Annotated in this window: 13 protein-coding genes; 6 read left to right on the forward strand and 7 right to left on the reverse strand. The window is 64.9% G+C overall.

Annotation, left to right across the window (positions count from 1 at the left end):
- Positions 1 to 66: 66 nt before the first annotated feature.
- Complete coding sequence (locus tag ACVMDN_RS32490) at positions 67 to 1,095, forward strand: IS110 family RNA-guided transposase (protein ID WP_057016162.1); 1,029 nt, start codon at positions 67 to 69, stop codon at positions 1,093 to 1,095.
- A 345-nt stretch (positions 1,096 to 1,440) separates the two neighbouring features.
- Here ACVMDN_RS32490 and zigA read toward each other — a convergent pair whose 3' ends face one another.
- From zigA to ACVMDN_RS32510, 4 genes are all read right to left on the reverse strand, one after another.
- Complete coding sequence (gene zigA, locus ACVMDN_RS32495; RefSeq protein WP_076828122.1) at positions 1,441 to 2,646, reverse strand: zinc metallochaperone GTPase ZigA; 1,206 nt, start codon at positions 2,644 to 2,646, stop codon at positions 1,441 to 1,443.
- A gap of 261 nt (positions 2,647 to 2,907) precedes the next feature.
- Positions 2,908 to 4,770, reverse strand: coding sequence for a molecular chaperone HtpG (htpG, locus tag ACVMDN_RS32500; protein WP_076828097.1), 1,863 nt, complete (start codon positions 4,768 to 4,770; stop codon positions 2,908 to 2,910).
- A 91-nt stretch (positions 4,771 to 4,861) separates the two neighbouring features.
- Complete coding sequence (locus ACVMDN_RS32505) at positions 4,862 to 5,668, reverse strand: MBL fold metallo-hydrolase (RefSeq protein WP_076828099.1); 807 nt, start codon at positions 5,666 to 5,668, stop codon at positions 4,862 to 4,864.
- A gap of 60 nt (positions 5,669 to 5,728) precedes the next feature.
- The gene (locus tag ACVMDN_RS32510; protein WP_076828101.1) at positions 5,729 to 6,709 is read right to left on the reverse strand and encodes an AraC family transcriptional regulator; all 981 of its coding nucleotides are present in this window, start codon (positions 6,707 to 6,709) and stop codon (positions 5,729 to 5,731) included.
- A 283-nt stretch (positions 6,710 to 6,992) separates the two neighbouring features.
- Here ACVMDN_RS32510 and ACVMDN_RS32515 point away from each other — a divergent pair, with 283 nt between their 5' ends.
- Positions 6,993 to 7,445, forward strand: coding sequence for a sigma factor-like helix-turn-helix DNA-binding protein (locus ACVMDN_RS32515; RefSeq protein ID WP_229192463.1), 453 nt, complete (start codon positions 6,993 to 6,995; stop codon positions 7,443 to 7,445).
- Here ACVMDN_RS32515 and ACVMDN_RS32520 read toward each other — a convergent pair.
- Together ACVMDN_RS32520 and ACVMDN_RS32525 are read right to left on the reverse strand one after the other, a co-directional pair.
- On the reverse strand, positions 7,405 to 8,499 hold the full coding sequence (locus ACVMDN_RS32520) for an asparaginase (protein ID WP_194295354.1): 1,095 nt from the start codon (positions 8,497 to 8,499) through the stop codon (positions 7,405 to 7,407). The two genes, ACVMDN_RS32515 and ACVMDN_RS32520, sit on opposite strands and share 41 nt — an antisense overlap.
- 112 nt (positions 8,500 to 8,611) lie before the next feature.
- Positions 8,612 to 9,124 carry an AMP-binding protein gene (locus ACVMDN_RS32525; RefSeq protein ID WP_083715023.1) on the reverse strand — a complete coding sequence of 171 codons (513 nt, stop codon included), beginning with the start codon at positions 9,122 to 9,124 and terminating at the stop codon, positions 8,612 to 8,614.
- Here ACVMDN_RS32525 and ACVMDN_RS32530 point away from each other — a divergent pair.
- The 3 genes from ACVMDN_RS32530 (at position 9,119) to ACVMDN_RS32540 (ending at position 12,536) form a co-directional block, all read left to right on the forward strand.
- Entirely contained in the window at positions 9,119 to 10,291 is a 1,173-nt protein-coding gene (locus tag ACVMDN_RS32530; RefSeq protein WP_076828105.1) for an acyl-CoA dehydrogenase family protein, read from the forward strand. The two genes, ACVMDN_RS32525 and ACVMDN_RS32530, sit on opposite strands and share 6 nt — an antisense overlap.
- Positions 10,292 to 10,447: 156 nt before the next feature.
- Entirely contained in the window at positions 10,448 to 11,062 is a 615-nt protein-coding gene (locus ACVMDN_RS32535) for a TetR/AcrR family transcriptional regulator (protein ID WP_076828126.1), read from the forward strand.
- Positions 11,063 to 11,345: 283 nt separating this feature from the next.
- Positions 11,346 to 12,536 carry an OpgC domain-containing protein gene (locus ACVMDN_RS32540; RefSeq protein WP_076828107.1) on the forward strand — a complete coding sequence of 397 codons (1,191 nt, stop codon included), beginning with the start codon at positions 11,346 to 11,348 and terminating at the stop codon, positions 12,534 to 12,536.
- Positions 12,537 to 12,580: 44 nt separating this feature from the next.
- On the opposite strand, the gene ACVMDN_RS32545 is transcribed toward ACVMDN_RS32540, so the two are convergent.
- The gene (locus ACVMDN_RS32545; RefSeq protein WP_076828109.1) at positions 12,581 to 13,870 is read right to left on the reverse strand and encodes an MFS transporter; all 1,290 of its coding nucleotides are present in this window, start codon (positions 13,868 to 13,870) and stop codon (positions 12,581 to 12,583) included.
- A 763-nt stretch (positions 13,871 to 14,633) separates the two neighbouring features.
- Here ACVMDN_RS32545 and ACVMDN_RS32550 point away from each other — a divergent pair.
- Positions 14,634 to 16,148 (forward strand): ATP-binding protein, encoded by a 1,515-nt coding sequence (locus tag ACVMDN_RS32550; protein ID WP_076828111.1) that lies wholly within the window; start codon positions 14,634 to 14,636, stop codon positions 16,146 to 16,148.
- The last annotated feature ends 27 nt before the right edge of the window (positions 16,149 to 16,175 follow it).

A 16,175-nucleotide genomic window follows, 5' to 3' on the forward strand; every position in this document is an offset into this window, starting at 1 on the left:
TCCCTCAAACTGATGGTGTTCAACGGAGTCGGGCAAGCCCGCTCCAAGCATCATTAAGGGACGACCATGTACCACTATGCAGGAATTGACGTGTCTTTGGAATGCTCGAGCGTTTGCCTTGTCGATGGGACAGGCAAGATTTTGCGCGAGACGAAGGTTGCGAGCGAGCCGGCGGCGCTGATCGCCTGGTTCCGGTCGCTGGGTCTGGTACTGGAACGGATCGGGCTGGAGGCAGGCCCCTTGTCGCAATGGCTGTATGCGGGTCTGCGAGACGCAGGGCTTGCGGTCGAGCTGCTGGAAACGCGGCACGTTCGCGAAGCCTTCAAGTCGATGCCGGTGAAGACGGACCGCAACGATGCCCGCCGGATCGCGCAGTTGATGCGGCTCGGCTGGTTCCGGCCGGTGCACTGCAAGTCGGTCGCGGCGCAGGAGACCCGCGCCATCCTGACGGCGCGCAAGCTGCTGCAATCCAAGCTTCGCGATGTCGAGAACAGCCTGCGCGGCATACTTCGCGGTTTTGGCCTGAAGGTCGGTGCGACCACCGAGCGCACGTTCGCCGGACGCATCCGCGAGCTCGTGACCGGCCATCCCGGACTGGAGTTGGTCGCGGCGGCGCTGCTCCAAGCCCATGCGGTGCTGCTGCGGGAGTTCAAGAGCCTGGACAAGCACACCCAGAAGCTCGCCAGGACGCATCCATCCGCCAAGCTCCTGATGACAACGCCGTCCGTTGGTCCGATCGTGGCGCTCACCTATGCCGCGGCGATCGACGACCCGAAGCGCTTCCGCTCCTCGAAGGCCACGGGAGCCCACTTTGGGCTCACCCCGAAGAAGTACCAGTCCGGTGAGACCGACTACACCGGCCGCATCAGCAAGATCGGGGATGCCTCCGTGCGCGAGGCACTCTACCAGGCAGCTCACGTCATGCTGACCAAGCCGGTCAAGAATTGCTCGGCATTGAAGAGCTGGGCGATGCGGATCGCCCGGCGCGCAGGCATGCGCAAGGCCAAGGTAGCGCTGGCTCGCAAGCTCGCCGTGATCCTGCATCGCATGCTCGCCGACACCAAACCGTTCAACCCGATGACCAAGGCCATCTAGCCAGGAGCAGCAATCGGTTCCGGGCGGGCCACGACACCAGGCTCTCCCCGAGCGAAGTCCCTCCGCTGGGACGATGGATCCGGTCAGGCCGCCATCCGGGAAGTGGCTCACGACCACGCAATCCGTAGATTGGCCGGCCGGCTCCTCAATGCACCCCATCAGGCGACGGCCTTCGCGCCGATCCCGTACAGAAGCAAGTGCCCGGCGAGTGGATGACGCGAAAAGGGATTGACTAACCAAGGCCCGTTACAGAAGCCCGGATGGAGCGAAGCGAAATCCGGGGACCTCTCAAGCGGCGGGAGACCCCGGATTGCGCTTCGCTCCATCCGGGCTACGGTGACTGTCTCACGCCGCCTCGCCTGTCCTGCTCCACGGCGGAAACGGATCGCGCAGCCCGGCCCAGGCTTGCGGGTCCATGCCCGGTCTGCCGGTGACGAGGCAGGCATCGAGCCTGCGGCGGATGTAGTCCTCGTTCATGCCGGAGCCGATGAAGACCAGCTCCTGCCGGCGATCGCCGTAGAGATCGTTCCAGCTCCGCTGCATCATCAGCCGCCAGTCCGGATCATCCGGCCAGCGCACGCGCGGGATCGCGGCCCACCACGAACCGAGCCCTTCGGTGCGGACGATGGCGCCGGCCTGGCTCAGCTCGCCGCACCAATCCGGGCGCGTCGCGATCCAGAAATGGCCCTTGGCGCGGATCACGCCTTGCCAGCTCTCGCGCAGGAAGCCGTGGAAGCGCACCGGGTCGAACGGGCGCCGCGCGCGGTAGACGAAGCTTTTGATGCCGTACGCCTCGGTCTCCGGCACGTGCCCGGCGAAGCCATAGAGTTCCTTGTGCCAGAGCGGATGCTGCTGCGCGCGCTCATAGGCAAAGCGGCCGGTGTCGAGCACGCGGTCGAACGGGACTTGCGCAAAATTCGCTTCGACGAGGTCGGCCTCGGGATTGAGCGCACGCACGATGGTACGGGCGGCCTCGCGCTGCGCAGGCGTCGCGGCATCGATCTTGTTCAGCACCACGACATCGGCGAACTCGATCTGCTCGACCAGCAGATCGACCAGCGTGCGCTTGTCGCCGTCGAGCGCTTCGCCGCGCTGGCTGAGGAAATCGGTCGAGGCGTAGTCCTTCAGGAGATTGGCGGCGTCGACCACCGTGACCATGGTGTCGAGCCGCGCGATGTCGGAGAGGCTCTGGCCATCTTCATCGCGAAACTCGAAGGTCGCGGCGACCGGCAGCGGCTCGGAAATGCCGGTCGATTCGATCAGGAGATAATCGAAGCGGCCGCTCTCGGCGAGCGTGCGTACCTCCTTCAGCAGATCGTCGCGCAGGGTGCAGCAGATGCAGCCATTGCTCATCTCGACCAGTTTTTCGTCAGTCCGGGACAGGTTCGCACCGCCATCGCGAACCAGGTCGGCGTCGATGTTCACCTCGCTCATGTCGTTCACAATCACCGCAACCTTCAGACCGCTGCGGTTGTTCAGGACGTGGTTCAGCAAAGTGGTCTTTCCAGCCCCGAGGAAGCCGGACAAGACGGTGACGGGGAGTTTTTGCATCGAGATCAAACAGTTGCTGGAGGGATCGGCGGCGGCGGGACATGGGGCATTCGCTTGATGTTATGTTATAACATAACATCAATGAGGCACGGCCTGTCAAGCGCCTGGGCGGCGCAGTCAGCCTGCCAGTTTTAGGAATGCGTAGCCCGGATGGAGCGCAGCGAAATCCGGGGCCGCGCTATCCACGGATGGACCTGTCCCGGATTGCGCTTCGCTCCATCCGGGCTACGGGCTCAGGATGACGGGTTCAGAGTTCGCGCTCTACTTCCCCAATCCGCGCAGCACGAGCTGGTTCATGCGCCCAGCGAACGCGGCGGGGTCGTCGGGCATCTCGCCGTCGAGGATCTGCGCCTGCTCGAACAGCAGCAGCGACAGGTCCTTCGCCTGCGCGGTATCGGTCGCGAGCGCCGCGACCAGCGGGTGGCGCAAATTGATCTCGAGCACCGGCTTTGTGATCGCGCCGCGGTTCTGCTGGGCGAGCAGCCGCTCCAGCGCGCGGTCGCGCGCATCGCCGCCGGCAACGAGGCACGACGCGCTCGCGGTCAGCCGCTGCGAAGCCCGGACGTCGGAGACGCGCTCGCCGAGCGCGTCCTTGATCACGGCGATCGTGGTCGCCGCGTCGGCCGCGGGTTCGTCCTTCTTGTCGTCCTTGTCGTCGGCAAGCGGGATCAGGCCGAAATCGACATCGCCCTGGCTCAGCGACTTCAGCGGCTTGCCGCCGAAATCGAGCGGCGCCGAGGTCCAGAACGCATCGACCGGATCGGTCAGGAGCAGCACCTCGATGCCGCGGGCGCGCGCCGATTCCAGCTTCGGGTTCGACTTCAGCCGCTCGACGCTGTCGCCGACCAGATAATAGATCTCGGTCTGGTTCGGCTTGAAGTCGTCGACAACCTGCTTCAGCGAGCGGTTCTCGCCCGACGTCGTGGTGAAGCGCGCCAGTGCCAGCAGCTTGTCGCGGCGCTCGAAATCCTCCCACAGGCCTTCCTTGATCACCGGGCCGAACGCGTTCCAGATCTTTGCGAAGGTCTCCGGCTCCTTCTCGCCGAGCGTCTCCAACTCGCCGATCACGCGGCCGGTGACGGCCTTGCGGATCTGCGCGAGCTGCGGATTGTTCTGCAGCATCTCGCGCGAGATGTTGAGCGGCAGATCCTCACTGTCGATCACGCCGCGGATGAAGCGCAAGTAAGCCGGCAGCAGCTCGGCATCGTCGGCGATGAAGACGCGGCGGACGTAGAGCTTGACCTTACCCTTGCGCTCGACCTGGAACAGGTCGAACGGCTTTTGCGACGGCGCGAACAGCAGCACGGCGTAGGACTGCCGGCCCTCGGCACGGTAATGCAGCGTCATCGCCGGCTCGTCGAACGCGCCGGCGATCTGCTTGTAGGCCTGGGCGTAATCCTCCGGCTTGAGCTCGGATTTCGAGCGCTGCCACAGCGCGCTCGCCGAGTTGATCTGGCGCGGCTCGCCCTCTTCCGGCACCAGCAGGATCGGAAACTGGATGTTGTCGGAATATTCGCGGACGATGCGCTCGATCTCGTAGGCCTCGAGATACTTGGCGGCGTCCTTCTTCAGATGCAGCACGATCTCGGTGCCGCGCGCGACACGCTGGGCGGCCTCTTCGCCCGCCGGTGCGATCTCGAAGCCGCTGCCGCCTTCCGACGTCCACACCCACACCTCGTCCGAGCCGGCGCGGCGGCTGGTGACGACGATCTTTTCGGCGACCATGAAGGCGGCATAGAAGCCGACGCCGAACTGGCCGATAAGGTTGGCGCCGTCCTTGGCCTCGGTGAGCTTCGACAGGAACGATCTGGTGCCGGAGCGCGCGATGGTGCCGAGATTGTCGATCAGCTCCTGGCGCTCCATGCCGATGCCGGTATCAACCACGGCAAGCGTGTTGGCCGCCTTGTTCGGGACGATCCTGATCTCCGGCGGCGTGCCGTCCGTGATCAGGGACGGATTGGCGATCGCCTCGTAGCGCAGCTTGTCGCAGGCATCCGACGCGTTCGAGATCAACTCGCGCAGGAAGATATCGGTCTCGGAATAGACCGAATGCACCATCAGGTGCAGCAATTCGGCAACCTCGGCCTGGAACGGCTGGGATTCGGCAGCGGCAGTTGTGGTCATGCGGAAACTCGGACAATCGGTAAGGGGCGGGAAAGCCCTGATATAGCGCGATCGCGCCGCGTGGCAAGGTTGCCAAAAGCGGCCGGAACCGTCAGTCCGAGATCGCCGCAATATAGCGCTGCACCGAGCGGTCGAACGCCGCCCTGGCGTCGGAGGCGATGTTCTTGCCCCACCAGGCGCCGTAGATCCGATCATAGGCCAGCGGCTCGACCACCCGCGCGACGCGGCGGACCGCCGATGCATTGAGCGGGATATAGTTCGGGTAGGAATACATGAAGCTGACCGAGCGGCGGTCCATCGCCACCATCGCGATATCCCCGGTCAGAAGCGCGCCGCGCCCGTCGGCGCCCTTGCGCCAATGCAGCATGGTGGCGCCGGCGAAATGCCCGCCGCCGCGCACCAGCAGGATGTCGTCGGAGATGCGATGGCTGTCGCCCTGCCACGGCACGATCGACGGATAAGGCCGCGTCACCCATTGTGCATCGTCGCCGTGCAGATAGACCGGGGCATTGTCGAACGCCGCGCTCCAGTCGGCGACCGCGCCATAATAATGCGGATGCGAGATCGCAATCGCCTTCAGCCCGCCAAGCGATCTGACATGGGCGATCGCCTCGGCGGTTGCCAGCGGCACGCAGTCCCACATCACGCAGCCGCCGCGGTCCGGCACCAGCAGCGCGCGCTGCCCGATCGCAAAGGACGGCTCGAGCGCGATCCCGACGAGGCCAAGATCGTCGCGACAGACCAGTTTGTGCCGCTCTGCGAGCTCCTCGCGCGTCAGCCACGCCTGCCCCTTCCAGTTCACATATTGCCGCTCGTCCTCGCAGATCGGGCAAGCCGGCGGCGGCGCAGCGGTCTCAGGAAATTGCGCGCCGCATTGTTCGCAGGTCCACAGAGGCATTGGCAGCGCCCTCGTTGCGATGAAGCTGGTCTGCTGATCTAGCGCCGCGGCAGGAGGCGTTCAATGCCGCCGCCCCAGTTCCATCTGCATCTCCGCCGGTGCTATGCCGAACTTCCGGCGGAACGCGCGATGGAAATAGGACAAGTCGTTGAAGCCGACCGTATAGGCGATGTCGCTGACCTTGCGGCCGGCGCCCTCTTCGTGCAGCAGTAGCCGGCGCGCCCGCAGCAGGCGCTGCTCGAGGACGAACTCCGAGAATGTCGTTCCTGCGGACGCGAACAGGCGCTGCGCCTGGCGGGTGCTCAGCGCATTCGCCTTTGCTATGGCTTCGATCGTGAGCTTACCGTTGTCGAGATTTTTGAGAACATCGGCCTTCATCAGATCGAGCCGCGCCTTCGCCACGCCGTCGCGTGCCGACAGCTGCTTTGTCTCGGCGCTGCTGCCGAGAACGAGACCCGCCAGGTCGGCGAGATGGTGCGCCGCCGCCCGCTGGCCGGGCACGTCCAGATCGCCGGCAAGCTCGGTGCAGAGCACGGAATAGCGCTCGATCATCGCGCCCAGGGCCGGCTCGCGCCCGAGTACCCGCGCCAGCTGCGTTTCCACCAATGGTGCGACCTGGAGCAGCAGGCGCCGCGGAAACCGCGTCGTCGTAAAGCTGCCCGACCGGGTGAGGTCGGCGGTGCCGACGATATTCATTTCGGTGAGGCACATCTGGCCGCGCTGAAGCTCGATCGCCTTGCCTGCCTGCGTGACCTGCACCGTGCCGCGCGTCGCAGAGATCAGGACGAGGTCGTCGCAGCCGTCATTCAGAAGCGCGCGGGTGCGGGCGAAGCGGGCCGAGCCGCCGCGCGGCGTCGCGATGGCGACCGTATGCAGCAGCGTAAACTCGTTGTGGCAGTCGATGCGGTTGTCGTCGGTCGGTCCGACGTCGAGCCGGCAGAAGCCGCGGCAAATCCCTTCGCGCCAAGCCTCATAGGCCGGCCCTTTGGCCAGCCCATGATGGAAAATCGAGAACCGGTTGGGCACCTGTGTCTCGGACATGATCCGCGCTCCGACGCTCGATCGATCAGGGCTGACACGATCGATCGCTTGCTGTCCGCCGCGCGCATGTCGTGTGCGCACGTCGTTCCTGTCCCTACGCTTGGCGCGACGGTCCACGACTCCGGCGCGGAGCCTGATACCACTGCGCCGATTGCCGGTAAAGCTATTCACGAGATGCAACCCTATGATGCGAAGTGCGAAAGCCGGGAATAAAACGGCGCAGCAGTTTCGCGACGCGGCATTGCCGTGTCTCGACGATGCCTACGCGTTCGCCCAGGTCCTGATGCGGACCGAGGCGGACGCCGAACTGGCCGTGCAGGAATGCTATCGGCGCGCACTGCGCCGGTTCGACGGCGTTCGCGGCCCGGCCATCAGGCCGTGGCTGCTCGCGATCCTCAAAGCCGTCTGCCAAGAGAAACTCGACCGGAAACCCTCCGGCAACAATGTAACGCCGGAACGGCGCGACACCCCGACCATCCGGCAACTCATCCATGACCTGCCCGCCCCGCTCGGCGAGGTCATCGCGCTGCGAGAGATGATCGATCTCTCCTACAAGGAGATCGCCGAAGTCACCGGCATTCCCGTCACCACCGTGATGTCGCGCATCGCGGAAGCGCGCGCCCTGCTGCTCCCAGCGTGGCGCGCGGCGAACAAGGCCGCGCAGGCGAAGCCGACGGCGCCTCAAAACCGGTGGTCTACCGCGCGAACGCCTGTTGAACCGCCGACGGCTCGGTGATGCCGTTCGCGATCAGGAGCTCGAGCAATACCCGCGCCTTCTGCGGGTTGAGATCGAGCGAGACCGCGAAGCCGAGCTTGTCGTCCTCGACCTCGACGTTGCGGTTGACGAAGCCTGAGCCGACCCGGGTCGAACGCACCACCACGACGCCCTGCTTCGCCGCGGCGGCCAGCGCATCGATCGCGCCCTTCGATGAATTGCCGTCGCCGACGCCGGCCAGCACGATGCCCTTGGCGCCGCGCCTGACCGCATCCTCGACCTCAGCGGCGTCCATGTTGGCGTGCGAATAGATGATGTCGACCCGCGGCAAGGGCGGCGCATCCGGCAGCTTCAACCTGGCAGCCTTGACGGGTGCGGCCGGCTGCAGGAAGCGCAGCGAGCCGGTGTCGACATAGCCGACCGGGCCGGCTTCGAGCGAGCGGAACGTCTCGACGCTGGTGGTGTTGGTCTTCTGCACCCAGCGCGCGGCATGGATGGTGTCGTTGAGCACCACGAGCACGCCGCGGCCGCGGGATTCCGGGGCCGATGCGACCCGCATCGCCTCGTAGAGATTGGCCGGACCGTCGGCGCCGATCGCGGTCGAGGGCCGCATCGATCCGACCAGCACGATCGGGACGTCGGTGTCGAGTACGTTTTGCAGGAAGAACGCGGTCTCCTCCATCGTGTCGGTGCCATGGGTGATGACGACGCCGTCGACCTCCTTGTCGTCAATGGCCGCGCGGATGCGCTTGACGAGGTCGAACCACACGTTGTCGTTCATGTCCTGCGAGCCGATCGACGAAATCTGCTCGGCCGACATCTGGGCGAGCTTGTCGATGCCCGGGATCGCCGCGACCAGGTTGGCTGCGCTGACCTTGCCTGAGTCATAGGCGTTGCCGGCGCGTGCGCTGGCCTGCCCCGCGATGGTGCCGCCGGTACCGAGCACGAGCACGCGGGCCAGCGCGGTGCCGGAGGCCTGTTGCGCTGATACCGGCGAGGCAAGCCCGATCGTGAGGGCGGCGGCGAGGCCGAGGAAGAGCCGAACGGAATAATTGGATTGAAACGAACGTGGCATGATCTTCTCCCCAAAGCGACAGGTCGCCAGTCCACAACTCGTGGTTTTGTCCCGTAACAAGTGGACAAAGTTGCGGCGGAAGATGCGATGGTCGGAAGATGGGTTGAAGCGTTTAGTGAGCTTCAAACGTGTTGCGCAGCTCGATCTCCGTCCCGACGGTTCGCCAGATCGAACGATCGACGAACAGCACCCGATCCTCGGCGTGGGCGAGCAGTCTTGCGATATCAAGCGCGTGCAGGCGCGCATTGATGGTGTGCAGCACCGCGCTCATGCAGGGCACGGCGAGATAAAGCTCGAGGTGACGGCGCGAGTTCCAGGCCAGCGTGGCAACGCGCATGCCGCGCTCGACGCCGATCTCGGCGAGGAAGTTGGCGAGCTGGCCCGCGCGGCCGAGCAGCTCCGCATAGCTGATGACATGGACGCGGTCGCAATACCGCGTCGTCACCGTCTTGTTCGGATAGAGATCCGCGACACGTCCCTCACCAGATTGAGGGTGAGCGGGACCTGCTGCATCAAGCCTGCGAGCATGCCGTATTCTCCGGAACTTCCGCAAAACCTTGACATCTGCCGGAAGGCGGCGCAACATTTTTCGAAGATTATTCGACTTTTGGTGCCTGCGATGCATTTTGAGCTTCCCGACGACCTCCGCGTTCTGCAAGGCCGGATGCGTGAATTCGTGCGCAGCGAGCTACAGCCGCACGATGCCGCGATCGAGGCGACCGGCAAGGTGCCGGACAGCGCCATGGCCGGCCTGCGCAGGATGGGATTGTTCGGCACCAACACGCCGAAGCAATTCGGCGGCCTCGGCCTCACGATGCTGGGCAGCTGCATCGCGATCGAGGAGCTCGCGAAGGCCCACACCGCCTTCTACTATCTGAGCGGGGTCAACGTTCACATCGGCTCGAAGGCGATCGAGCTCTACGCGCAGCCGGCGGTTCGCGACCGATGGCTGCCGGAGCTCGCCAGCGGACGGGTGATCGGCGCGTTCGCGCTGACCGAACCGAATGCCGGATCCGATGCCGCCCGGATCCAGACCCGGGCGCGGCGGGACGGCGATCATTACGTGCTCGACGGCCGCAAGACCTATATCACCAATGCGCCCGCGGCCGGCGTCTTCACGGTGTTCGCCACGCTCGATCCCTCCGCCGGCGCCAAGGGCATCGCGGCCTTTGTCGTCGACGCAAAGACGCCGGGCCTTGCCATCGGCCGCCTGGTCGAGATGGCTGCCGGACGCGGCTCGGAGCACGCCGAAGTGATCTTCGAGGATTGCCGTATTCCGCGCGAGAATCTGCTGGGACAGGAGGGCGAAGGATTCGCCATCGCGATGCGGTGCCTGGATGCCGGGCGCACCCATTGGGGCGCCTATTGCGTCGGCGCGGCGAGCCAGCTGCTGGACTACGCTCTCGACCATGTCTCGGAGCGCGAGACGTTCGGACGCAAGCTGCGCGACCATCAGGGCCTCGAGTGGCAGATCGCCGACATGGCGAGTTCGCTGCATGCCGCGCGGCTTGTCGCCTATGAGGCAGCCTGGCGTTACGACCGGGGCGATGCCGCCGCCCGCACCGCCGCGGCAGCGCTCTCCAAATATACCGGCGCCGACATGGTGCAGCGCGTCGCCGACACGACCATGCAGCTGTTCGGCGGTGCCGGTTATTCAAGAGACCTGCCGATCGAGCGCATCTGGCGGGAAACGCGGGTGGTCCGCATTCTAGACGGCACCTCCGAGATCATGCGCCAGATCATTGCCCGCAACGCGTTCCGCACACATGAACGGCGGAACGCGCCGGTCTGACCCGCAGGCTTTACCGCTGTATCCCGTCGCAATAGCACTTGTGTTCCGATCCCGCTGCCTTACTGTTTTTTTTACGGGGATGAGATTCCTGCTTTGACGCGTCTTCCTTGCGCGAACCGGTATCCACTTCGCGCGAAAACGCTCTTGGAGACCACCGTGGCTTCGGGGACGACACTCAAGCTCAAGCAGCAACGCAGCCGCGACCGGCGCGAGCAGATCCTCACGGCGGCCACCAAGCTGTTTGGCGAAAAAGGCATCGACGGAACCTCGCTCACCGAGGTCGCCGCCGCGGCGAAAGTACCGCTCTCCAGCATCTATGATTATTTCGAGGACAAGCGCGCGCTGGTGCTCGATGTGCCCGAAGGCAATTTCGAGGCGCTGTATCAGAAGACCGAGCCGCTGCTGGTCAAGGGTGGCGATCCCGTCGACCAGCTCCGCATCATCTTCCTCACCAACTTCCAGTACATCAAGGACAACCCGAGCTGGGGCCGGGTGTTCTTCCTCGAGATCTGGCCGAGCGTGCTTGCCGCCGAACCGCGGATCAAGAAGGCGGTCGACAGATACGCGCTGCGCTATGTGCAGTTGATCAGGCAGGCGAGCCGCGCCGGCACCTATCGCCGCAATCTCGATCCCTACACCGCGATGTCGCTGATGATGGGCGGGATGTGCCACCTCACCGCCGTCTGGCTGCTTTACGGCCGCAAATACGATCTGGTGAAGAAGGGCAAGGCGCTGTTCACCACGCTGCATAACGGGTTTGTGCAGCGTTAGCCGCGCCGGTGCGCGGCCGGCTCTCGTAGAATGGGTAGAGCGAAGCGAAACCCATCATTCGTCAGGTCGACACGGAGCGATGGGTTTCGCTTCGCTCTACCCATCCTACGCACCGCGTGGTTCGCGGCGCGAACGATTTGATCCAAATTCATCGCTGTTTGGCCGGCTGTGGCGGCGATCCGTTTCCGGAAAACCAATACACAACCGTCGAAATCCTGTTCTAGTATGACGTCGTGGGCGACCCGCGACCGGACACGCGGGCACTCGGGATGGGAGCGTACCGATGGACGTCAAGGCTGTTCTGCCGCCGCGTGGCCGCGACTATCGCCTCGATCTGCTGCGCGGCTTCGCCAACTGGGCGATCTATCTCGATCACATCCCGAACAACGCGGTGAACTGGATCACGCAGAAGAATTTCGGCTTCAGCGACGCGGCCGATCTGTTCGTGTTCATCTCCGGCTACACCGCATCCTTCGTCTATGCGCGCATGATGCTCGAGCGCGGCACCGTGATCGGCGCCACCCGCCTGATCAAGCGCGCTTGGCAGATCTATGTCGCCCACGTCCTGCTGTTCGTGATCTATATCGCCGAGATCGGCTATCTCTCCCAGCGCTACCACGACCCGAACCTGCAGGACGAATTCAACGTCGCGGGCTTCATGCACAATCCGGCCGAGACGCTCTATCAGGGCCTGATCCTGGCGTTCAAACCGGTCAACATGGATGTGCTGCCGCTCTATATCGCGCTGATGCTGTGCTATCCGCTGGTGCTGTGGGCGATGCTGCGCAAGCTCAATCTGACGCTGCTGGCCTCGTTCCTGCTCTATCTCGCGGCGCGGCAATTCGGCTGGAACCTGCCGGCCTATCCGTCCGGCTCATGGTATTTCAATCCGTTCTGCTGGCAGTTCCTGTTCGTGTTCGGCGGCTGGTTCGCGCTCGGCGGCGCGAGCGAATCGATCGCGTTCATCCGCTCGCGCGCCTTCCTTTGGCTCGGCGGCGCCTATCTGCTGTTCGCGCTGGTCATGACCTTGGCGGGCCGCTTCCCGGAGCTCGGACAGGCGATGCCGGCCTGGCTCTATGACGCCTTCAATCCGAACGACAAGACCAACCTTGCGCCTTATCGCGTGCTGCACTTCATCGTCCTCGCCTTCTTCGTCACCCGCTTCCTGCCGCGCGAATGGCCCGGATATGAATGGCCGATCTTCCAGCCGATCATCAAATGCGGCCAGCAGTCGCTCGAAGTGTTCTGCACCGGCGTTTTCCTCGCGGTCATCGCGCATGTGCTGCTGGTCGAGGTCTCCGGCAGCATCTGGATGCAGATCGCGGTCAGCATTGTTGGCATCGTGCTGATGACCGCACTCGCCTATTACCGCTCCTGGTCGAAGAAGGTCGACAAGGCGCCCGCGAAGGTACCCGTAGCTGCGCAGACGCCCGTGGCCGCGCAGACGCCAGCGACCGCGAAGCCGGCGGAGTAAGACGGCGCGCGGCCGAAGCCGCGCGCAACGTGCAAAGTAGCCTGCTATCTCGCCAGCGGCTTGCCGGCCGTCTCCGGCGCCAGGGCGATCAGCGGCAGGCCGACTACATAGATCAGCGACAGCATCGAAATCGCCAGCGGGAAGCTGCCGGTGCGGGCGGCGAGCGCGCCGATCAGGGTCGGGCCGGCGGCGCCGAGCACGCGGCCCATGCTGAAGGCGAAGCCGGAGCCCGAGCCGCGCAGCGCCGAAGGAAACATCTCCGGCAGCCAGATCGTGAACAGGCCGAACACACCATTGGTGAAGAAGCCGAGCACCGGCAGCAGCACCATGAACAGCGTCAGGCTGTCGAGCCATTCGATCGCGACCTCATAGGAGACCACGACGGAGATCAGCCCGCCGACGAAGAACAGCACCGCGGTGTGGCGCCGGCTGCCGAGCCAGGTCGTTAGCCATGGTACAAGGAGGCAGCCGATCAGCGTGCCGACATTGGTGATCAGGCCGGCCACCGCGCCCATCTCCTGCGCGTGCGCCGGCGTCGCGCCCGCGGCGACCAGCTTGGTCGAGATCACGGTCGGGGCCCAGAAGTTCGACGACCAAAGGCCGAAGATGATGCAGGCCATCATCAGCGCCGCGGCCCAGGTGGTGCGCGCCTGGTCGCCGGCAAACAAGGCCGCGACCGACGGCTGCTCGTGCGCAGCCCTGCGCTCGGGTTCGGGAATGTTGCTGCGCAGATACGCGATCAGCAGCGCGGGCAGAATGCCGAGCAGGAACATGCCGCGCCAGCCCAGCGTGCTGCCAATCGCAAGCGTGACGGCGGCGGCGAGGAATAGCCCGGTCGGCGTCGCCGTGTGCAGCCATCCGGCGAGCCGCACCCGCGTATTCTCCGGCACGGATTCCTGCAGCAGCGGCGTGCCCGCGGCCCATTCGCCGCCGATTCCGAAGCCGGCAACAAAGCGAAACAATGCGAACATCACGATACCGGTCGCAAGCCCGCACAGCGCCGTGAACAGCGAGTAGACCAGCACCGTCCAGCACATGATCCGGACCCGTCCGTAACGGTCCGCGGCCCAGCCCCAGACCATCGAGCAGGCCCAGCCCAGCATGAAGATCGAGAACAAGAGCCCGCCATAGATGCCGATATTGGCCTTGCTCGGCTCAATGCCGCTGGCCGGCAGCAATTCGCTCAACGCGCCGACCAGGATGTAGGCGTACATCGACGAATCGAAGCCATCGAGCATCCAGCCGAACCAGGTCGCCCAAAACACTTTTCGCGGCGACACTGCGCCAGGCGCCGCGACCGACGGCGCTACGGCATCAACGATGCTCTCAGTCATGTTTCCTCGCACGTTTCTTTTGTGCGGCGGACTATGACGAGGTTTGCGCGCCGAGACACCACCGGCAAACGGGACGGAGGTATCCGGCATGAGAATAGCGACGCCGATCACATCGACGTCACCGCGAACGCCCGCTCCTTCTACGAAGGACGCACGGAACGCCGGAAAATGTAGAAAGCGATGATGACCAGCGGCACGGCAAGTGCGAGCCAGGAGGCCTGGTCCCAGATCCCGTCGCCGAGGGGCGCCGAGACCTGCCCGAACGCGATAACGGCAAAGATCAATACCGACGCCGGAAAGATTTACGCGATCTCGCTCCCGACATCAGGATCGCTCCGCCACATGCGCGCGTGAGCGGGGATAAGATCCGTGAAACCTTCGATTTTTGGCGGATGCCTTCGACAACGCGAGCCTTGCAAGCTGGGATCAATCCCGTTTGGAGCGGGAAGAATGTAGGAAATGAATGCGTCGTAGTTGAACTCAGATATTGAGTTCGACGGGCTGAGAGTTCGACGGGCTGATTGAATAAGAGCGGGTCCGAACCGGGCCGGATCGCGCAGCTGAACAGGGACTGGTTCGAAAAAATCTACATCAGACATGCAAGCTAAACACGTTGTAGTGGCTCGATCAATCTTCGTCTCGTCCGGCGAGCATCAACACCGTCCGCCTCCCGGCCGCGCCTGGGGATGATGGTGCGGTTCGCTCGACGCGGCGCGATCAGCTTGTTAAGCCGCCTCTCCGCAAGGGCAATTTGAGTCGGGACATGACCGTAGCGATCGAGATGGGACAAACGACGGCCGGCACTTCGGCGGCCATCGACCTCGAGGAGCTATTGGCGACGCGCCTCTTGGTACAAGGCAATTCGGGTTCCGGCAAATCCCATCTGCTGCGCCGGCTATTGGAACAGAGCGCCCCCTGGGTGCAGCAGACCATCATCGATCCTGAAGGTGATTTCGTCACCCTGGCCGAACGATTTGGCCACCTCGTCATCGACGCCGAGGACCACACCGAGCGCAGCCTGCAGGTCGCCGGCGAGCGCGTGCGCATCCATCGCGTCTCCACGGTGCTCAATCTCGAAGGACTCGACGCCGAGAACCAGATGCGGCGCGCCGCGGCCTTCCTCGGCGGGCTGTTCGACGTCGCCCGCGACCACTGGTATCCGATGCTGGTGGTGGTGGACGAGGCGCAGCTGTTCGCGCCGGCGGTCGCGGGCGAGGTGTCCGACGAGGCGCGCAAGCTTTCGCTCGGTGCAATGACCAATTTGATGTGCCGCGGTCGCAAGCGCGGGCTCGCCGGGATCATCGCAACCCAGCGGCTGGCGAAGCTCGCCAAGAATGTTGCGGCCGAAGCGTCGAACTTCCTGATGGGCCGTACCTTCCTCGATATCGACATGGCGCGCGCCGCCGACCTGCTCGGCATGGAACGGCGGCAGGCGGAAGCCTTCCGCGACCTCGAGCGCGGACAATTCATGGCGCTGGGACCTGCGCTCTCCCGCCGTCCGCTGGGCTTGCGCATCGGTCCGACCGACACCCAGCCGCGCAACGCAGCGCCGCGGTTGATGCCGCTGCCTGAAGCGGCACTGGAGGACGCACGCGCGATCATCCTCGCCGCTCCGCCGCCGGAAGCGGTGCGGCCGCAGCGCCGGACGCCGTCGCCGGACCTGCTCAGCCAGTTGATGGCCGCCAAGCAGCCGGCACCGGAGCCAGATCCCGAAGCTGCGGAGCCGCCGCCGAGCGCCGAGCAATTGGCCGAGCGGCGTGAACGGTTGGACCGTATCCTGCGCGCTATCCTCGCCGAGCCCGACGCAGGCTTTCGCGCCATCGGCGTGCTCTATCAGGAGTTCGTGGTCCGCTGCCGGATCGAGGGTCTCGGTGCCGTTGTGCCGGAGCTGACCGATTTCCGCCGGATGCTGACGCGGGCCCGCGCCGGGCTCGGCGCCGATGTCGCGGAGGACGACGCCTGGCAGGACGTCTCGCTGCGCGCCGCGTTGCTGCCCGAGGACATGCAGGGCGTCTTCATGATGATCGCGCGCGCCGCGAAAGAGGGCTGGCCGTGCCCGAGCGATGCCGCGATCGCCCGCGCCTACGGCACGCATTCGCTGCGCCGTGCCCGGCATCTTCTGACCTACATCGAAGAACAAGGCCTGATCGTCTGCCAGCTCGACGGTGCCGGCCGGCGGATCGTGACCCTCGTCGAGCTCGCCTGGGCCACCGCCGCGGCCGACCCGAATGTGGACGACCAGGCGGTCGAAGCAGCCTGTAACGGCTCGTCGCTGTGATCAGGTGCTGAGCAGGCGTTAAGTGTT

Source organism: Bradyrhizobium sp. USDA 4510 (assembly GCF_054059095.1).

Coding starts and splice junctions, on each gene's coding strand:
- ACVMDN_RS32490 (WP_057016162.1), top strand. CDS start 67: ATGTACCACTATGCAGGAATTGACGTGTCTTTGGAATGCTCGAGCGTT.
- zigA (WP_076828122.1), bottom strand. CDS start 2,646: ATGCAAAAACTCCCCGTCACCGTCTTGTCCGGCTTCCTCGGGGCTGGA.
- htpG (WP_076828097.1), bottom strand. CDS start 4,770: ATGACCACAACTGCCGCTGCCGAATCCCAGCCGTTCCAGGCCGAGGTT.
- ACVMDN_RS32505 (WP_076828099.1), bottom strand. CDS start 5,668: ATGCCTCTGTGGACCTGCGAACAATGCGGCGCGCAATTTCCTGAGACC.
- ACVMDN_RS32510 (WP_076828101.1), bottom strand. CDS start 6,709: ATGTCCGAGACACAGGTGCCCAACCGGTTCTCGATTTTCCATCATGGG.
- ACVMDN_RS32515 (WP_229192463.1), top strand. CDS start 6,993: ATGCGGACCGAGGCGGACGCCGAACTGGCCGTGCAGGAATGCTATCGG.
- ACVMDN_RS32520 (WP_194295354.1), bottom strand. CDS start 8,499: ATGCCACGTTCGTTTCAATCCAATTATTCCGTTCGGCTCTTCCTCGGC.
- ACVMDN_RS32530 (WP_076828105.1), top strand. CDS start 9,119: ATGCATTTTGAGCTTCCCGACGACCTCCGCGTTCTGCAAGGCCGGATG.
- ACVMDN_RS32525 (WP_083715023.1), bottom strand. CDS start 9,124: ATGCATCGCAGGCACCAAAAGTCGAATAATCTTCGAAAAATGTTGCGC.
- ACVMDN_RS32540 (WP_076828107.1), top strand. CDS start 11,346: ATGGACGTCAAGGCTGTTCTGCCGCCGCGTGGCCGCGACTATCGCCTC.
- ACVMDN_RS32545 (WP_076828109.1), bottom strand. CDS start 13,870: ATGACTGAGAGCATCGTTGATGCCGTAGCGCCGTCGGTCGCGGCGCCT.
- ACVMDN_RS32550 (WP_076828111.1), top strand. CDS start 14,634: ATGACCGTAGCGATCGAGATGGGACAAACGACGGCCGGCACTTCGGCG.